General features: G+C 66.3%; 16 protein-coding genes. 13 read left to right on the top strand and 3 right to left on the bottom strand.

All coding sequences use genetic code 11. The features are described from left to right. Window positions 1-6 precede the first annotated feature (6 nt). From M2299_RS05765 to mmsB, 4 genes are read left to right on the top strand one after another with little or no spacing between them, the layout of a single operon-like run. Window positions 7-1,173: an acyl-CoA dehydrogenase family protein gene (locus tag M2299_RS05765; protein ID WP_223483425.1), complete on the top strand. Its 1,167-nt coding sequence runs from the start codon at window positions 7-9 to the stop codon at window positions 1,171-1,173. Continuing rightward, window positions 1,170-1,967: an enoyl-CoA hydratase gene (locus tag M2299_RS05760; RefSeq protein WP_059064019.1), complete on the top strand. Its 798-nt coding sequence runs from the start codon at window positions 1,170-1,172 to the stop codon at window positions 1,965-1,967. Before M2299_RS05765 ends, M2299_RS05760 begins: the two co-directional genes overlap by 4 nt. After that, window positions 1,964-3,139, top strand: coding sequence for an enoyl-CoA hydratase/isomerase family protein (locus tag M2299_RS05755; RefSeq protein ID WP_280884035.1), 1,176 nt, complete (start codon window positions 1,964-1,966; stop codon window positions 3,137-3,139). The genes M2299_RS05760 and M2299_RS05755 overlap by 4 nt, the downstream gene beginning before the upstream one ends. Continuing rightward, window positions 3,136-4,026, top strand: a complete 891-nt coding sequence (mmsB, locus tag M2299_RS05750) for a 3-hydroxyisobutyrate dehydrogenase (RefSeq protein WP_099844659.1) — start codon at window positions 3,136-3,138, stop codon at window positions 4,024-4,026. Before M2299_RS05755 ends, mmsB begins: the two co-directional genes overlap by 4 nt. Window positions 4,027-4,174: 148 nt before the next feature. Here the strand turns inward: mmsB and M2299_RS05745 are convergent, their stop codons facing one another. Both M2299_RS05745 and M2299_RS05740 read right to left on the bottom strand, forming a co-directional pair. Further along, a complete protein-coding gene (locus M2299_RS05745) occupies window positions 4,175-4,600 on the bottom strand; it encodes an organic hydroperoxide resistance protein (protein ID WP_004153735.1) in 426 nt (141 codons plus the stop codon). Between the two features lie 111 nt (window positions 4,601-4,711). Further along, window positions 4,712-5,692, bottom strand: coding sequence for a cation transporter (locus M2299_RS05740; RefSeq protein ID WP_100437122.1), 981 nt, complete (start codon window positions 5,690-5,692; stop codon window positions 4,712-4,714). Window positions 5,693-5,904: 212 nt separating this feature from the next. Here M2299_RS05740 and M2299_RS05735 point away from each other — a divergent pair, with 212 nt between their 5' ends. The 5 genes from M2299_RS05735 (at window position 5,905) to M2299_RS05715 (ending at window position 12,165) form a co-directional block, all read left to right on the top strand. Then, window positions 5,905-7,365 (top strand): SulP family inorganic anion transporter, encoded by a 1,461-nt coding sequence (locus tag M2299_RS05735; protein WP_280884034.1) that lies wholly within the window; start codon window positions 5,905-5,907, stop codon window positions 7,363-7,365. Between the two features lie 7 nt (window positions 7,366-7,372). After that, on the top strand, window positions 7,373-7,924 hold the full coding sequence (locus M2299_RS05730; protein WP_238379130.1) for a hypothetical protein: 552 nt from the start codon (window positions 7,373-7,375) through the stop codon (window positions 7,922-7,924). 210 nt (window positions 7,925-8,134) lie between these two features. After that, the gene (locus tag M2299_RS05725) at window positions 8,135-9,001 is read left to right on the top strand and encodes a lysozyme inhibitor LprI family protein (RefSeq protein ID WP_157804438.1); all 867 of its coding nucleotides are present in this window, start codon (window positions 8,135-8,137) and stop codon (window positions 8,999-9,001) included. 129 nt (window positions 9,002-9,130) lie between these two features. Then, a complete protein-coding gene (locus M2299_RS05720; protein WP_099844663.1) occupies window positions 9,131-9,721 on the top strand; it encodes a lysozyme inhibitor LprI family protein in 591 nt (196 codons plus the stop codon). 41 nt (window positions 9,722-9,762) lie between these two features. Beyond that, window positions 9,763-12,165, top strand: coding sequence for a peptidoglycan-binding domain-containing protein (locus M2299_RS05715; RefSeq protein WP_280884033.1), 2,403 nt, complete (start codon window positions 9,763-9,765; stop codon window positions 12,163-12,165). A gap of 57 nt (window positions 12,166-12,222) precedes the next feature. On the opposite strand, the gene M2299_RS05710 is transcribed toward M2299_RS05715, so the two are convergent. After that, the gene (locus M2299_RS05710) at window positions 12,223-12,801 is read right to left on the bottom strand and encodes a hypothetical protein (RefSeq protein WP_280884032.1); all 579 of its coding nucleotides are present in this window, start codon (window positions 12,799-12,801) and stop codon (window positions 12,223-12,225) included. A 146-nt stretch (window positions 12,802-12,947) separates the two neighbouring features. On the opposite strand from M2299_RS05710, the gene dusA reads away from it, so the two are divergent. From dusA to M2299_RS05690, 4 genes are all read left to right on the top strand, one after another. Continuing rightward, window positions 12,948-13,979, top strand: a complete 1,032-nt coding sequence (gene dusA, locus M2299_RS05705; RefSeq protein WP_280884031.1) for a tRNA dihydrouridine(20/20a) synthase DusA — start codon at window positions 12,948-12,950, stop codon at window positions 13,977-13,979. 212 nt (window positions 13,980-14,191) lie between these two features. After that, a complete protein-coding gene (locus M2299_RS05700; RefSeq protein ID WP_025878314.1) occupies window positions 14,192-14,560 on the top strand; it encodes a hypothetical protein in 369 nt (122 codons plus the stop codon). Between the two features lie 72 nt (window positions 14,561-14,632). Beyond that, on the top strand, window positions 14,633-15,316 hold the full coding sequence (locus M2299_RS05695; protein WP_004136763.1) for a response regulator transcription factor: 684 nt from the start codon (window positions 14,633-14,635) through the stop codon (window positions 15,314-15,316). Window positions 15,317-15,338: 22 nt separating this feature from the next. After that, a complete protein-coding gene (locus tag M2299_RS05690) occupies window positions 15,339-16,763 on the top strand; it encodes a sensor histidine kinase (RefSeq protein ID WP_032978238.1) in 1,425 nt (474 codons plus the stop codon). Window positions 16,764-16,795: the final 32 nt, after the last annotated feature.

Raw genomic sequence — 16,795 nt, 5'->3', positions numbered from 1 at the left:
GCAGCCATGAGCCACTCGATGACGACGGAACAGGAAGAAGCGCAGCAGGCGTACCGCGAAGCGGCTCGTGACTTCGCACAGGCCGAACTGGCACCGCACGCCGCGCGATGGGATGCGGAGGGCATCTTTCCGCGCGAGGCGATCGCCAAGGCCGGTGAACTGGGCTTCTGCGGTCTGTACATGGACCCGGAAGTGGGCGGCAGCGGCCTGAGCCGACTGGACGCCGCCGTCGTCATCGAGGAGCTCGCCAACGTCGACCCGTCGACCGCGGCCTATATCAGCATCCACAACATGGCCTCGTGGATGGTGTCCACGTGGGGCCAGCCGGCGCTGCGCGACGCGTGGGGCAATGACCTGTCTTCGGGCAGCAAGCTGGCCTCGTACTGCCTGACCGAGCCGGGTGCCGGTTCGGACGCGGCCTCGCTGAAGACCACCGCCGTGCGCGATGGCGATTTCTACGTGTTGAATGGCTCCAAGGCCTTCATTTCCGGCGCCGGTGCCACCGAGCTGCTGGTGGTGATGGCACGTACCGGCGGTGCCGGTGCAGGCGGGGTCAGCGCGATCGCGGTGCCGGCCGACCTGCCGGGCATCAGCTATGGCCGCAAGGAAGAGAAGATGGGCTGGAACAGCCAGCCCACCCGCGGCATCACCTTCGAAAACGTCCGCGTACCGGTCAGCCACCTTCTGGGAGAGGAAGGCGGCGGCTTCAAGCTGGCGATGAAGGGGCTCGATGGTGGCCGGATCAACATCGCCGCGTGCTCGCTGGGTGCTGCGCAGGGCGCGCTGGATGCCGCACGCCGCTACATGGGCGAGCGCCGCCAGTTCGGCAAGGCGTTGTCCGAATTCCAGGCGCTGCAGTTCAAGCTGGCCGACATGGCCATCGAACTGGTTGCCGCGCGGCAGATGGTGCATACCGCTGCGCGCAAGCTCGATGCCGGTGCCAGCGATGCCAATGTGTGGTGCGCGATGGCCAAGCGTTTCGCCACCGATGCCGGCTTCACCATCTGCAACGAAGCCCTGCAGATCCACGGGGGCTACGGCTACATCCGTGAATATCCGATCGAACGCCTGCTGCGCGACAGCCGCGTGCACCAGATCCTGGAAGGCACCAACGAGATCATGCGGGTGATCGTTGCCCGTCACCTGCTCAACACCGAAGAGGAACTGCGATGAAGGATTGGCGTACCCAGGAGCACGTGGGCCTGAAGGTCGAGGCCGATGGCCACACCGCCGTGGTCACCCTGAACAACCCGCCGGCGCATACCTGGACCGTGCACAGCCTGTCGGCGCTGCGCGACCTGGTGGGCGCACTCAATGCAGACCGCGACATCTACGCGCTGGTGATCACCGGTGATGGCGAGAAGTTCTTCTCCGCGGGTGCCGACCTCAACCAGTTCGCTTCCGGCGACAAGGCTGCCGCACGCGAAGCGGCACGCCGTTTCGGCGAAGCCTTCGAGGCGCTGTCCGCGTTCCGTGGGGTGTCGATCGCTGCGATCAACGGCTACGCCATGGGCGGCGGCCTGGAGTGCGCGCTGGCCTGCGACCTGCGCATCATCGAAGACCATGCCCAGGTTGCGCTGCCGGAGGCCACCGTCGGCCTGCTGCCGTGCGCCGGTGGCACCCAGAACCTGCCGCGCCTGGTCGGCGAGGGTTGGGCCAAGCGCATGATCCTGCTCGGCGAGCGCATCAACGCGGAAACCGCCGTGCGGATTGGTCTTGCTGAAGAAAAGGTCGGCAAGGGCGAAGCCAAGGCGCTGGCACTGGAATGGGCGAAGAAGGCCGGCAAGCAGAGCCCGACCAGCATTGCCGCCTGCAAGACGCTGGTGCAGTCCACCCGCACCGGCACCCATGCGTCGGCGCTGGTGGCCGAGCGCGAGGCCTTCGTCGATCTGTTCGACACCGCCGACCAGGTCGAGGGCGTGAGTGCCTTCCTTGAAAAGCGCGCCGCGCAGTGGAAAAACGCATGAGTACCGACACCGCTGCCGATGACGCACCGGTGCTGTTCGAAGAGCGCACCGCCAGCAATGGCACGCGCATCGGCATCGCCACGCTCAACGCGCCGCGCACGCTCAATGGCTTCTCGCTGCCGATGGCGCACCTGTTGTTGCAGCAGTTGAACGCCTGGGCCGACGACGATGCCATCGCCATGGTGGTGCTGCAGGGCGCCGGTGAGAAGGCGTTCTGCGCCGGCGGTGACCTGCACAGCCTGTACCAGAGCATGCGTGCCTACCGCGACGCCGGCCAAAACGATATCCGCGGGAACGACTACGCCGCCGAGTTCTTCGACGTCGAGTACCGCGTCGACTACCTGATCCATACCTACGCCAAGCCGATCCTGTGCTGGGGCCACGGCATCGTGATGGGCGGCGGCATCGGCCTGATGTCCGGCGCCAGCCATCGCGTTGTCAGCGAGCGTTCCAAGCTGGCCTTCCCGGAAATCACCGTGGGCCTGTTCCCTGACGTGGGTGGCAGCTGGCTGCTGCCGCGCGTGCCGGGCAACGGTGGCCTGTTCCTTGCCCTGACCGGTGCGCTGCTCAACCCGGGCGATGCGATCTATGCCGGCCTGGCCGACGTGCATGTGGCCGAGGAACGCCGCAGTGCGGTGTTCGACGCGCTGCTGCAGGTCGCGTGGTCGACCGATGCCGCACGCAACCACGAGCGCCTGTCACAGCTGCTGCTGTCGTTTGCCAGCGATGCGGCTACCGGCCCGCTGCTGGCCAATGCTACGCAGGTCGATGCGCTGTGCGCAGGCGATGACCTGGCCGCCATCGTCGAACGCATCAGCACCTTGCAGACCGATGACGCGTGGCTGCAGGCCGCACAGAAGACCCTTGCCGCCGGTGCGCCGGGTTCGGCACGGTTGGCCTTCGAACTGCAGCGCCGCAGCGCCGGCCAGGATCTGGCCAGCGTGTACCGGCTGGAATACATCACCGCCCTGCATTGCGCCGCGCATGGTGATTTTGCTGAAGGCATCCGCGCGCTGCTGATCGACAAGGACCGCAATCCCTCGTGGAACCCGGCCACGCTGGCCGATGCCGACCGCGCATGGGCCGATACGTTCTTCGCTTCTCCCTGGGCCGATGTCGCACATCCGCTGGCCGGCCTGGGTACCCCTGTCGCTGAAAGGAGCCTTGCATGAGCCGCGTTGCATTCATTGGGTTGGGCAACATGGGTGGCCCGATGGCCGCCAATCTGGTCAAGAACGGCCACACCGTACGTGTGTTCGATCTGGTGCCTGCCGCGGTGCAGGCGGCGGTCGACGCGGGTGCCAGCGCAGCGGCATCGGCACGCGAGACCCTGGCCGAGGCCGAGGTGGTGATCTCGATGCTGCCGGCCAGCCGCCATGTTGAAGGCGTGTACCTGGGTGATGACGGCATCCTTGCCGCGATTCCCGCCGGTGCGCTGGTCATCGACTGCAGCACGATTGCCCCGGCCAGCGCGCGCAAGGTATCCGAAGCGGCCGCCGCACGTGGCCTGCAGATGATCGATGCGCCGGTGTCCGGTGGCACTGCCGGCGCGCAGGCCGGCACGCTGACCTTCATCGTCGGTGGTGAAGAGGACGCGCTTGAACGCGCCCGCCCGGTGCTGCAGGCGATGGGCAGGAACATCTTCCATGTGGGCGCCAGTGGCGCCGGCCAGGTGGCCAAGCTGTGCAACAACATGGCGCTGGGCGTGATCATGGCTGTCACCGGCGAAGCCATCGCCCTGGGCGTGGCGCACGGGCTGGACCCGAAGGTGCTGTCGCAGATGATGGCGGTCAGCACCGGCCGCAGCTGGGCCACCGAAGTGTGCAACCCGTGGCCGGGCGTGCTGGAGAACGCGCCGGCGTCGCGCGGTTACAGCGGCGGCTTCGGCAGCGATCTGATGCTGAAGGACATGGGCTTGGCGGTGGAGGCGGCGATGAGCGTCGGCGCCTCGATTCCGCTGGGCGAAGTGGCCCGCAACCTGTACTCGATGAACCATCAGGCCGGCCGCGGCAAGCTGGATTTCTCCAGCGTCGTGCAGCTCATCACGAGCGAAAAGTGACCTGGTAGTGCTGGCCGCTGGCCGGCAACCTCATGCCCCCTTGCGGGACAACGAAGGTGGGATGGGCGGATGCCCGGTTTCGACCGGCATCCGCCCATTTTTTTGCCCAGCCGCTTGGTAGTGCCGGCCGCTGGCCGGCATCACCGCATCAGGCAACGATCAGCGTCACGTCGATGTTGCCGCGGGTCGCGTTGGAGTACGGGCAGACGATGTGTGCCTTCTGCACCAGCTCTTCCACCTGCTCGCGCGGCACGCCCGGCACGTTGATGGTCAGCTCGGCTTCGATGCCGAAACCGGTCGGGATCTGGCCGATGCCGACCTTGCCGGTCACGGTGGTGTCGGCCGGCAGTGCGACCTTGGCCTGGCCGGCGACGAACTTCAGTGCGCCCAGGAAGCAGGCCGAATAGCCGGCAGCAAAAAGCTGTTCCGGATTGGTGCCCGGGCCGCCAGCGCCGCCCAGCTCGCGCGGGGTCGACAGCTGGATGTCCAGCACGTTGTCGGAGGACACGGAACGGCCTTCACGGCCGCCGGTGGAGGTGGCCTGGGCGGTGTACAGAACCTTTTCGATGGACATCGGGGTGCTCCTGTTCAGTGGGTGGGTGTCGCGTTGGAGCCTACTTTGCCCGGATTCTGCAGGTGTTGGGCTAGAACAAGTCCGAAAAACTTGATTGATCGTCCTGCTGGCCTAGATTGTCCACTCGCGGTCGGTGGTGAACATGATGGTCAGCCAGCGGTCCGGCGACGATTCGCCCAGCGCATCGCCGATCTCGTCGCGCAGGTGATCCCACTCCAGCAGGGGCCGCGGCGGGTCGTCCTCGCGCACCACGAAGAACAGCTCGATCTGTTCGCCACGGCCGACCTGGGCCACGTAGCTGCGGTGTTCGACGAAGCCGTGCTTTGCAACGATCGCCCGCGCCACCGCATCCACATGCGCCTGCAGTTCCGGCGGCGTGACCAGCAGGATGCCGGCCAGTGCGCGCCGCACGGTGCCCAGCGGCGCGATCATCACCAGCACGCAGACGAACGCCAGGATGGCCGGATCGATGTACGGCCCGACCCACGCCAGCGAGGTGCCACGCACCAGCACGCCGCCGAGGAAGGCCAGCAGATAGCAGGCCGACATGCTCGCGGCGATGACCCAGTTCTTCGCATCCAGTGCGATGAACTCCGAACCGATGCGCCGGTTGGCACGCAGCACGAACCAGGCCAGCGCGCTTTCAGCCACGATCGACAGTGCCGCGAAGATGATTGCGGGGCCAAGCGCGATCTGTCGCCCACCCGACATCAGTGCATCGACTGCATTGACCAAGGCATACAGCGCTGCGCCGATCATCAGCGTACCGCTCACTCCCAGCACGATCGGTTCCAGGTGCCAGAAGCCCATGGTGAAGCGCTGGTTGAGGCGTGACTGCAACGCATCGGTCTGGGTGGACAGCGCGATCAGCCGCGCGACCAGCAGCGACAGCCACGTCATCACCACGTCGATCAGGCCGTAGATGCCATCGAAGATGATCAGCGACGAATTGGCCAGCAGGCCGAACACCACGGCGGCGGCGGCCAGCAGCAGCGAGGCGGCGATGGACAGCCGCAGCACACCCTGCTCGGTTGCGGGGTCGAAGAAGTGCGGTCGGTCAGTGGTCATGCCTCGATTGTAGAGCGGAGCCATGCTCTGCTGCCTTCAGGGGGGCTCCTTCGCTACCCAGGCGGCGGATGTTCCCGTAGACTGCGGCCCTTCCACGCTCCCCCGACGACGCACTGCAGTGATCACGCCACCCTGACCCTTGCCGCCTCTCGGCAGCCGGCCCAACCGGCTCAGGAACCCGCGTCTTTCCACTGCAGCGCCACGTGGCCTCGCCCGCGTGTGCGCGGAGTTTTCCCATGCAAACGTCTTATCCCCTGCGCCAGCAATGGCTCGGCAACCTCCGTGGTGATCTGCTGTCCGGTGCCGTCGTCGCGCTGGCGCTGATTCCCGAAGCCATCGCGTTCTCGCTGATCGCCGGCGTCGACCCCAAGGTCGGCCTGTACGCTGCTTTCTCCATTGCCGTCATCACTGCGATCGCAGGCGGCCGCCCCGGCATGATCTCTGCCGCCACCGGCGCGATGGCGCTGGTGATGGTCGACCTGGTAAAGGACCACGGCCTGCAGTACCTGTTTGCCGCCAGCATCCTGGCCGGCCTGCTGCAGGTGCTGGCCGGCGTGTTCAAGCTGGGCTCGCTGATGCGCTTCGTCTCGCGCTCGGTCATCACCGGCTTCGTCAACGCGTTGGCCATCCTGATCTTCCTGGCCCAGATGCCCGAGCTGATCGGCCGCGGCCCCACCGTGTATGTGCTGTGCGCCGCCGCGTTGGCGATCATCTACCTGCTGCCGCGCATCACCCGCGCAGTGCCTTCGCCGCTGGTGGCGATCATCGTGCTCACCGCCGTGGTCATCGGCTTCGGCATCGATGTACGCAGCGTGGGCGACATGGGCCAGCTGCCCGACAGCCTGCCGTACTTCCTCATCCCCGATGTGCCCTTCACCTGGGAAACGCTGCGCATCCTGCTGCCGGTGTCAGCCACGCTGGCGGTGGTCGGCCTGCTCGAATCGATGATGACCCTGCAGATTGTCGAGGACATCACCGAGACGCCCAGTGAGCGCAACCGCGAGTGCGTCGGCCAGGGCCTGGCCAACACGGTCACCGGTTTCCTCGGTGGCATGGCCGGCTGCGCGATGATCGGTCAGTCGGTGATCAACGTGACCTCCGGTGGGCGAGGCCGCCTGTCCTGCCTGGTGGCCGGCCTGCTGCTGCTGGTGCTGGTGGTGTACGGCAGCGACCTGGTGCGGCAGATCCCGATGGCCGCACTGGTGGCGGTGATGATCATGGTCAGCATCGGCACCTTCAGCTGGCGCTCGCTGCGCGACCTGCGCACGCATCCGCGCAGCTCGTCGGCAGTGATGCTGCTGACCGTGGTGGTCACCGTGGCCACCCACGACCTGGCCAAGGGTGTGCTCAGCGGCGTGCTGTTGTCTGCCCTGTTCTTCGCCCGCAAGGTGGGGCGCATGCTCGACGTGCAACGCGAAGACGTTGCGGACATGGACATGCAGGTCTACCGCGTGCGCGGCCAGGTATTCTTCGCCTCCGCCGGACAGCTGGGTGCGGCGTTCGACTACCAGCACGTGGCGCCGAAGGTACAGATCGACCTGCGGGAGGCCCACCTGTGGGATCTGACTGCCGTGGCTGCGCTGCAACGCGCTCAGGAAAAGCTGGCCGCGCATGGTGCCGAAGTCAGTGTTGTCGGCCTCAACGCGGCCAGCCAGACGCTGATCGAACAGGTGGGGGGCAGAGGCAGCGCGCACTGATGGCCGCTTGCTGATTTCGTCTGCAAGTTTTCTGATTGAGGCCTGCCTTCACCGGATGCACTGTGATTTCGTGCATTCGGCACAGATCGGAAAAGGACGAGAGATGATCGCAATACGCGTGTTTCCGGTACTTCTGTACTCCGCACTGGGTCTTGGCTTGACGGCGCTATCGCCCAGTGCGGTTGCGACCTCGCCCCGTATCGTTATCGAACATGTGTCCCACCACCGCGCAGGAACCGCTGAGGCGGCGGCGATCGCACGGTGGCTGGACAGCATCCCGGATGCGGATCGGCGGACGATGGAGCTGGGCACGATTACGGTGCAGCAGCGCCGGCCCCCCTCCGATGCCTGGGCCTCTGCCGCAGTGGCCCCTCCCGTTCCGCTTCCGGCCTCGGGTGCTGCCGGTGAGAAGATCACCATCACCAATGAGCTTCCCGGTGGCTTCGTGGAAACCTGGACGTTCCAGTGGGTTGCGGGAGAGGGTGGGGGCGGTTGGAAGCAGACCGATTACGAAACGCACGCGCCGATCGTGCAGCCTGATCGGCCCAACGAGCTGTGATGGAGCGGTGGTGGCCGGTCGCAGCAGGCCACCACCGCTCCAAAGTTGGTCGCGTCAGGTTTCTGCGACGCCGTCCGCGCAAGCTGAATTCAGTCAGCCATCTGAAACCGCCGCTGTCGTAGGATCTGCACCGTGATCGGGGCCGATGGACGGACCCTCCCGGCCGGCACCCGCTGGCCACACGCAAGGGAGATGCAAGCAATGCAGGTAATGGATGCCCATGGGGGCAATGAACAGATCGCCTCCGGCCGTCGGTACTGGAAGGTGCTGGCCCTGTGCCTGTCGCTCACCGCGTGCCAGGCGCCTTCTGCCCCGGCATCGGCCGAAGCGGCGGCTGCTCCGGTTCCGCTCGCCGCGGCAGCGCCGGCAGCGCCCCCCCATGCAGTGACCGGTGATTCCTCTCGGTACCCGGATGCGTCCTACACGGACGGTCGCCTGCGCCCGGCTTATGGCTGGTGCGTGGATGGCGTGGAGGATGCGGGCAAGCTGCAGGCCTGCGGCAAGGATGAACTGGCCTATCAGGAAGGGCGCCTGCAGGAGGGTGCCAGCAAGACTGTGACCGGGCTCGACGCTGCTGCGAAGCAGGCGTTCCTTGCCACCCAGGCGACCTGGCGCAGCGATACCGACCGTCATTGCGCCGCTCCGACCAATGCCGGTGTGGATGACCTGCAGAAGGCACAGGAGTGCCGCCTGTTCCGCGTGGCCAACCGTGCCGACGCATTGATGGCGCAGAGCGGCCCGCCCGATACCTCCTACACCCAGGCAACGCTTCGCCCGGAATTCATCCGCTGTGTGCAGCAGGCCCGTGGCATGAACGACCATATCCAGGCCTGCGGCGATACCGAGCTGGCCTACCACCAGACGCAGCTGCAGGCCGAAGTGGCGCGCCTGATGAACGGCCCCGACAGTCCGGCCAAGGACCGCTGGATGGACGAACAGGCCACTTGGGCCGAGGACACCGACAAGCGTTGCAGCCCGGCTACAGAGAGCGTGGGCCAGGCGCTGGACGCGCAGTCGTGCCTCATCAACCGCTACGCCAACCGCGCGGTGGAACTGCAGGCGCGCGAGCGGCGTTGATGTCGGCTGAAACCTGAATTCAGTCAGGCATCGGCATTCTGCGCTGGCGTAGCATCCTCACCGTGATGGGGCCGATGGACGGCTCCTCTTTGCCGACCCACCCGGCGACTCACCAGGGAGAAGCAAGCAATGCAAGCCTTGAGCGCGCCTGCGCGCATTGATCGATCCGCCTTTGAAATCCGACGCGGAATTGCGCTGGTGCTGTGCCTGTTGCTGGGCGCCTGCCAGGCCCCTTCGGCCGACAGCGCCACGGTTGCCGCTGCCGCCAGCGCAGATGAGCCAACACCGGCAGCCACATCGACACCGGCCAGCGCGACGCCTGCAACTACAGCCGCCGATGCCGACGCGGATGCCGATGACTTTCCCGCGCCGCTGCCCGATGCCTCCTACACCCAGGCCAACCTGCGTCCTGCGTACACCCGTTGCGTGGACGCCAGCGAAGCGGTGACAGCACGCCTGCAGGCATGTGGCGACGAGGAGTTGAGTTACCAGGAAGACCGCCTGGCCGAGATCGTCGCCGGTGTCGTGGCAAGTCCCGACAGCAAGGCCAAGGATGACTGGATGGATGCGCAGGCTGCCTGGTGGTCGGACACCAATCGCCATTGCCGCTGGGATCCCAAAACCGATGGCCAGGGCCAGAGGCTGGACGCGCAGTCGTGCCGCATCAACCGCGTGGCCAACCGCGTTGACCAGCTGCAGGCCGCTGCACGGAGCAAGTGACCTCAATCCACCGCATTGCCAACTGAGAGGAGTCCTTCGACATGGATGTAGTGACCGATGCAAGGAAGGCGATGGAACACTGGCATCGCGGCCAGACCTCCGCCCGTTTTGAAACCGACAACCGTGGTCCAGGCTGGATTTCCTCGGGCAAGGGTGACCATGGCGGCGTGTCCTATGGCAGCTACCAGTTCGCCAGCGCCGTTGGCGGGGTGGACGAGTACCTGAAGTCGTCCCGCTATGCGGACCAGTTCCACGGCCTGAAGCCTGCGACGGAAGCCTTCAGCGAGCGCTGGAAAGCGGTGGCCGCACGCGACGAAAAGGGCTTCGCCCAGGAACAGCACGATTTCATCCAGCACCAGTATTACGACGTGCAGATGGATCGCCTGAAGAAGGTCGGCGTGGACCTGCAAGGTCGCGGCCCTGCCGTGCAGGACGCGCTGTGGAGCACGTCGGTGCAGTATCGCAACATGACCCGTGGTGTATTCCAGAATGGCCTGAAACAAGCCTATGGTGATGATTACAAGCTGTCCGAGCTGAGTGACGAGCAGATTGTCAGGGCCGTGCAGGATTACAAGCACGCCAACGTCCAGCGCCATTTCGAGAGCTCGCCCAAGCAGTGGGATTCGCTGCGCGAGCGCACGCTCAATGAAAAGTCCGAGCTGGTTGCGCTGGCGCGCTACGACAGGATCAACCACGACCCGCAGCCGTACCGGGGCAAGACCTACGAACAGGCGTTCGGCGAGCCGGCGCATCGTCAGTCCGCCGCGCGCCCGGCGCGTGCACCGATGGCCGACGGTGTGCTGGTGCAGGGCGAACGCGGCAATGAAGTGCTCGCGCTGCAGCAGAAGCTGGCGCAGGCCGGCTATACCGGTGTGGATGGCAAGGTGCTGAAGCCCGACGGCGATTTCGGCAGCGATACCTACCACGCGGTGCGTCAGTTCCAGAAGGCGCATGGGCTGGAAGAAGACGGCAAGGCGGGGCGTGACACGCTGTCTGCACTGAACGCCGGGGTTCGCCCACCCGCACAGACACCGGCACCGCCATCGGTACCCTCGCCAGAACGCCACGAGCCGAAGGCGCCCTCTACGGATGGTGCGCCGCTGGCGGCCGCCCCCGGTGGCGGCCGCATCACGGTGATCGAGCCCTACGGCAATGTCACCAGCAACCGCACGCTGGCCCACGGCATCAGTGGCGAAACGGCCTATCGCGAACTGAAGATCCATCACCCCAACACCAATGCCGAAGCCGTGCGCACCGGCGATGCCCGCAAGGCCGACCGCCAATCGGGCATGGTCGAAGGCGAGATGGAGAACATCCGCACACGTGAGGACAAGAATGACATTCCGCTGGTGCGCAAGGACCTGATCCTCACCGATCGCCTGGGCAGTCGCGATGTGATGATTCCGAACCCGGTGGCCGGCTACGCGCAGTTCAACAAGGACGCGACCAATTCGATCAGCCTCTACAGCCACCCGGCCGGCGATCCGCGCCGTGAGCTGGTAGGCCAGGTGCTGCACGGCGCCGCTGGCACGTCGCCTTACAAGAACGGTGACTTCGTCGAGTATGGCGCCCCGCTGATCCAGCAGTCGAACGCCGGCAGCAAACCGGTGCATGCGCATATCGAAGTGGAACCGGCGCAGTTCCGCCGCTACCTCGGCGACATGCTCAACGACCGCATCACCCTCGGCGGCAAGGTACTCGCGCAGGGGCCGGAAGCAGCGCAGGCCGCACGCGCCACGCAGCAGGCGCCGATGGCCGACGGCATGCTGGTGAAGGGCGAACGTGGCGATGAGGTCAAGGCACTGCAGGGCAAGCTGGCCGCGCTGGGTTACACCGCCGCCGACGGCAAGGCGCTGGGCACCGATGGCATCTTTGGCAAGGACACGCTGGCAGCGGTCAAGCAGTTCCAGGCCAACAACGGCCTGGAGCAGGATGGCAAGGCCGGCCGCCAGACCCTGGCGCGCCTGGACGACCCGGCCGCAGTGAAGGCCGGCGCACAGACCGCCGCCGCCCCGGCACGCACCGAACCGACCGCACCGGCAGCGCCCAGCATGCGCGATCCTTCGCATGCCGAGAATCCGCGCTTCAACCAGGCCCTGGAGAAACTACAGGAGCTGCAGCAGCAGCGCGTGCAGGCTGGCCTGTGCCCGCTGTTCGCCAATGCGCAGGAAACCGAACGCGCCGCCGGCCAGCTGGCCTACGAGAGCAAGGTCGCCGGCATGCGCCAGATCGACCATGTGGTCGCACGCCCGGATGGCAGCGGCTTGTTCGCCGTGCAGGGCAATGTCGGCGACCCGGCTGCGCAGCGCACCTTCGTCGACAGCCGACAGGCCGTGTCGCAGTCGGTCGAGGCCAGCACCCGCCAGACCGAGGAACTGAATGTCCAGTTCAACCAACGCGTGCAGGAACAGCAGCAGGAGCAGGTGCGCAACCGCGGCCTGTAAGCCTGCTGCACTGTGGCCGAAGGCTCCGGGCCCAACGACCCGGGGCCTTCTGTCGATTCATTCTGCAGGGTCGACCCGCCGGTACACCCCGAACTGGGTCCTGCGCTGGCCCATCGGGATGATCAAGGCCAGCAGGACCGCGCCTCCGTCCACCTGCTTCACCACCAGATCGTTTTCCACCGTGCAGGACAGTTCCACGCGCGACCAGACGCAGCCGGCGCCGGCCTCGCCCGGTTTGCACGATGACCACCGGTTGATGACCAGCTGTTCTCCTTCGGCGCTGTAGCTCTTGCTGGAAGCGCTGCCTGCAGCCTCGATGCCGGTGCCGTCGGCGGCATGGAAGCGGGCCACCAGCCGGCTCGCCTCCTGGCGGATCGTGACCTGGTGGATGTCCTTGTTGTAGACGCCAAAGAGCCTGGAAAGCGCGCCGATGAGCGCATTTTCCTGTCCTGCCGACAGGTAGGACGGCCGGTTGTCGAAGGTGGCGCCTTCGGTGAAGTCGCATCGTGGGCCCGGCCTGATTTCGGCGAGGCGTGCGTCGCGGACGCTGCTGCAACCACTGCCCAAGGCCAGCACCGTCAGCAGGGTGAGGCAGGCGAGGCCAGGGCCCGCCAGCGAGGATGCAGTCTGTTTCATTGTGGCTTCCCTTCCAACAGATGCGGTGCAACAGGAACTCGCGTACCGAGTATCCCCACGCAAGGGCGGCAGCGGCAACCCGGCCTGCATCCCCGGCTGCCCGCCGCCATTCATCCGCCCGGTGTAAACTATTGATCTCACTGGCAATGCCAGTCTCCACGATCAACCGCCCGATGACGTCCGCCACCGCCCGTTACGCTGATTCCCTGCGCCTGTCCGTCGCTCCCATGATGGACTGGACCGACCGCCATTGCCGGGTGTTCCACCGCCTGCTGGCGCCGGGTGCGCGGCTGTACACCGAAATGGTGCACGCCAATGCGGTCATCCATGGCGATCGCCAGCGCCTGCTCGGTTTCGATGCCAGCGAACAGCCGCTGGCACTGCAGCTCGGTGGCAGCGATCCGGCCCTGCTGGCGCAGGCCGCGCGCATCGCCGCCGACTGGGGCTACGACGAGGTCAACCTCAACTGCGGCTGCCCGTCCGACCGCGTGCAGGCCGGGCGCTTTGGTGCCTGCCTGATGCGCGAGCCGGTGCTGGTGGCCGAATGCGTGTCGGCCATGGTCGAGGCAGTGGACATCCCGGTGACGGTGAAATGCCGCTTGGGCGTGGACGAAGACGACAACTACGAGGTATTCGCCAGTTTCGTCGACCGCCAGGTCGAGGCCGGCGCCGCGATGGTGGTGGTGCACGCCCGCAATGCCTGGCTGAAGGGCCTGTCGCCGAAGGAGAACCGCGAGGTTCCGCCGTTGAAGTACGACTGGGCCTACCGGCTGAAGCAGGAGCGCCCGGCACTGCCGGTGGTGCTCAATGGTGGCCTGGCCAGCATCGAGGCGGTGCAGGCGCAGGCCGCGCACGTCGATGGCGTCATGCTCGGTCGCGCGGCCTACCACGACCCCTACCTGCTGCATCAGCTGGAAGCGCTGCAGACCGGCGCGCCGCTGCGTCCGCGCGGCGAGCTGCTGCGCGCACTGCGCCCGTACATCGAAGCCCGCCTGGGCGAGGGCCTGGCCCTTAAGCACATCACCCGCCACATCCTCGGCCTGTTCCACGGCCAGCCCGGCGGCCGCGCATTCCGTCACGTGCTGAGCGAGGGTGCCCATCGCCCCGGTGCCGACTGGGCGCTGGTCGAGCAGGCGCTGGCAGTCACCGAACGCGAAGCCGAGCGCGCCGCTGCGTGACGGCAGTCACATTCCTGACTTGACAAGGGCGGCCGTTTCGTCCCGAATGTTCACTTAGCTGAACAACGGTCTGGAGCATCTGGAAAAGTTCAGACCGGATTCACTGCCCGAAACCAAGAATTTGCAAAAGATTTGTAAAACGCCGGGTTCCATTCCGGTGCCCGGATTTACGACTTTTGAACGAATCGCCGTGCTCGGCTAGGATCGCATCGATGTCTTCCGCTCCCTTCCACCGCTGTATTGCCCTGGCCACCTGCGTGGTCCTGGCGGCTGCCCCGCTGTCTTCGGCGCTGGCGCAGGACCCGCAGCGGGAACAGGGGCGCGCAGAAATGATGGAGCGTGGAGGCCGTGGCGCCAGCAACGAGCGCTCGCTGTCCGATGCCGTGCGCCGCGTGCAGCGCACCACCGGTGGCCACATCCTGGGCGCCGAGCGTGTGCCGTTCGATGGTCGTGACATCAACCGGGTCAAATACATGGACGACCGCGGTCGGGTCCGCTACATGGACGACCCCGCCCCGGCACGTTCACAGCCGCGCACGCCGCGGTCGGATATGTCATCACTACGCGGCGATAACCCCTGAACAGGGATAGTTGTCGCTATCAACCCGTACCCACAGGCCTCCGGGCCGCACCCAGCACACTAGGGAGAGTTCATGCGTATCCTTCTGGTCGAAGACGAAGCCCCGCTGCGTGAGACCCTGGCAGCCCGGCTCAAGCGCGAAGGTTTTGCCGTCGATGCAGCGCAGGACGGCGAAGAAGGCCTGTACATGGGCCGCGAAGTGCCGTTCGACGTCGGCATCATCGACCTTGGCCTGCCCAAGATGTCGGGCATGGAGCTGATCAAGGCCCTGCGCGACGAAGGCAAGAAGTTCCCGGTGCTGATCCTGACCGCGCGTTCGAGCTGGCAGGACAAGGTCGAGGGCCTGAAGCAGGGCGCCGACGATTACCTGGTCAAGCCGTTCCATGTGGAAGAGCTGCTGGCCCGCGTCAACGCGCTGCTGCGCCGCGCCGCCGGCTGGAGCAAGCCGACCCTGGAATGCGGTCCGGTTGCCTTGGATCTGGCAGCGCAGACCGTCAGCGTGGCCGGCAGCAATGTCGACCTCACCAGCTATGAGTACAAGGTGCTGGAGTACCTGATGATGCATGCCGGTGAACTGGTCTCCAAGGCCGACCTCACCGAGCACATCTACCAGCAGGACTTCGATCGTGACTCGAACGTGCTGGAAGTGTTCATCGGCCGCCTGCGCAAGAAGCTGGACCCGGATGGCGAACTGAAGCCGATCGAGACCGTGCGCGGTCGTGGCTACCGCTTCGCGATTCCGCGCAACGAGGGCTGAGGCCTTTAACAGGCGATAAACGATGTCCGGCCGTCTGTGGTTCTTCCGACGCTGGCGGCCGCGCTCTCTGCAGGCGCGCCAGATGTTCGCCGCGTCAGTGGGTCTGGTCGCGTTCCTGGCCCTGGCCGGTTACGCGCTTGATGCTGCCTTCGCCGATACGGCGAAGGCGAACCTGCGCGAGCGCCTGAAGAACTATGCCACCGCCTATGCGGCCGGTATCGACTTCACCCGCGACCGCTCGCTGTACATCCGCGAGCAGCCGCCGGATCCGCGTTTCGACGTGCCCGGCAGCGGCCTGTACCTGCAGGTCGTCATGCCCGACGGCAAGGGCAATTCGATGTCCGCCGAAGGCCCGATGCTGCCCACCGTCGGCGGCGGCCTGCTGGCTCCGCGCCAGGAAGTGTTCGAAGGCCCGCTGCCGATGATCCAGATCGACGGCAGCCAGGGCTCGGTGTATCGCTATGGCCTGGGCCTGGTGTGGGATGCCGACGCCGACCCGGCCACCGAATTCCCGTACACCATCTACGTGATGGAAGACTCGCGCGCGCTGGGTGCGCAGCTGCGCGTGTTCCGCAGCCGGGTCTGGTTCTACCTGGGCGGCATCGGCCTGATCCTGCTGCTGCTGCAGACGGTCATCCTGCAGTGGAGCCTGCGCCCGTTGCGGCGGGTGATCACCGAACTGACCAAGGTCCAGCGCGGCGAGACCGAGCGCATGAGCGAACGCCACCCGCGCGAGCTGGAGCCGTTGACCGACAGCATCAATGCCTTCATCGAGGGCGAGCGTGAGAACCTGGAACGCCAGCGCAATACCCTGGCCGACCTGGCGCACAGCCTGAAGACGCCGATTGCGGTGCTGCGTACGCAGATGGACAGCGGCGCCGGCGATGGCGCCCTGCGCGAAGAGCTGGACGTGCAGCTGCAGCGCATGAACAACCTGGTGTCCTACCAGCTGGCACGCGCGGCCTCGTCGGGCCACAAGCTGTTCTCGGCACCGCTGCCGATCGAATCCAACGCCGAAGAGATCGTGCGTGGCCTGGAAAAGGTCTATGCGTCCAAGGGCGTGCTGTGCGAATTCGACATCGACCCGGCCGCGCGCTTCCACGGCGAACCGGGTGACCTGCAGGAACTGCTGGGCAACCTGCTGGAGAACGCGTTCAAGTGGGCCAAGCGCCGCGTGCTGCTGACCGCGCAGCCGTTGCCGGCGCCGAATGCGCGTCGCGCCGGTCTGCTGCTGGCGGTGGATGACGATGGCCCGGGTATTGCTCCGGAGGACATCGGCAAGGTGCTGCAGCGTGGCGTGCGCGGCGATGAGCGCGTACAGGGCCACGGCATCGGCCTGTCGATCGTGCAGGACCTGATCAAGGACTACCGCGGCGAGCTGCAGGTGTCCCGTTCCAGCGAACTGGGCGGCGCCCGTTTCGAAGTGCGGCTGCCGCCGGGGCCGTAACGATCCGTTGCAACCCGATCCGCCGGGCACGG

Origin of the sequence: Stenotrophomonas sp. 1278 (assembly GCF_029892765.1) — a bacterium.
Lineage (GTDB): Bacteria > Pseudomonadota > Gammaproteobacteria > Xanthomonadales > Xanthomonadaceae > Stenotrophomonas > Stenotrophomonas indicatrix.
The sequence above is the reverse complement of the archived record's forward strand: the minus strand, read 5'-3'. Positions and strand labels throughout refer to the sequence as shown.

Coding starts and splice junctions, on each gene's coding strand:
- M2299_RS05765 (WP_223483425.1), top strand. CDS start 7: ATGAGCCACTCGATGACGACGGAACAGGAAGAAGCGCAGCAGGCGTAC.
- M2299_RS05760 (WP_059064019.1), top strand. CDS start 1,170: ATGAAGGATTGGCGTACCCAGGAGCACGTGGGCCTGAAGGTCGAGGCC.
- M2299_RS05755 (WP_280884035.1), top strand. CDS start 1,964: ATGAGTACCGACACCGCTGCCGATGACGCACCGGTGCTGTTCGAAGAG.
- mmsB (WP_099844659.1), top strand. CDS start 3,136: ATGAGCCGCGTTGCATTCATTGGGTTGGGCAACATGGGTGGCCCGATG.
- M2299_RS05745 (WP_004153735.1), bottom strand. CDS start 4,600: ATGTCCATCGAAAAGGTTCTGTACACCGCCCAGGCCACCTCCACCGGC.
- M2299_RS05740 (WP_100437122.1), bottom strand. CDS start 5,692: ATGGCTCCGCTCTACAATCGAGGCATGACCACTGACCGACCGCACTTC.
- M2299_RS05735 (WP_280884034.1), top strand. CDS start 5,905: ATGCAAACGTCTTATCCCCTGCGCCAGCAATGGCTCGGCAACCTCCGT.
- M2299_RS05725 (WP_157804438.1), top strand. CDS start 8,135: ATGGATGCCCATGGGGGCAATGAACAGATCGCCTCCGGCCGTCGGTAC.
- M2299_RS05720 (WP_099844663.1), top strand. CDS start 9,131: ATGCAAGCCTTGAGCGCGCCTGCGCGCATTGATCGATCCGCCTTTGAA.
- M2299_RS05715 (WP_280884033.1), top strand. CDS start 9,763: ATGGATGTAGTGACCGATGCAAGGAAGGCGATGGAACACTGGCATCGC.
- M2299_RS05710 (WP_280884032.1), bottom strand. CDS start 12,801: ATGAAACAGACTGCATCCTCGCTGGCGGGCCCTGGCCTCGCCTGCCTC.
- dusA (WP_280884031.1), top strand. CDS start 12,948: ATGCCAGTCTCCACGATCAACCGCCCGATGACGTCCGCCACCGCCCGT.
- M2299_RS05700 (WP_025878314.1), top strand. CDS start 14,192: ATGTCTTCCGCTCCCTTCCACCGCTGTATTGCCCTGGCCACCTGCGTG.
- M2299_RS05695 (WP_004136763.1), top strand. CDS start 14,633: ATGCGTATCCTTCTGGTCGAAGACGAAGCCCCGCTGCGTGAGACCCTG.
- M2299_RS05690 (WP_032978238.1), top strand. CDS start 15,339: ATGTCCGGCCGTCTGTGGTTCTTCCGACGCTGGCGGCCGCGCTCTCTG.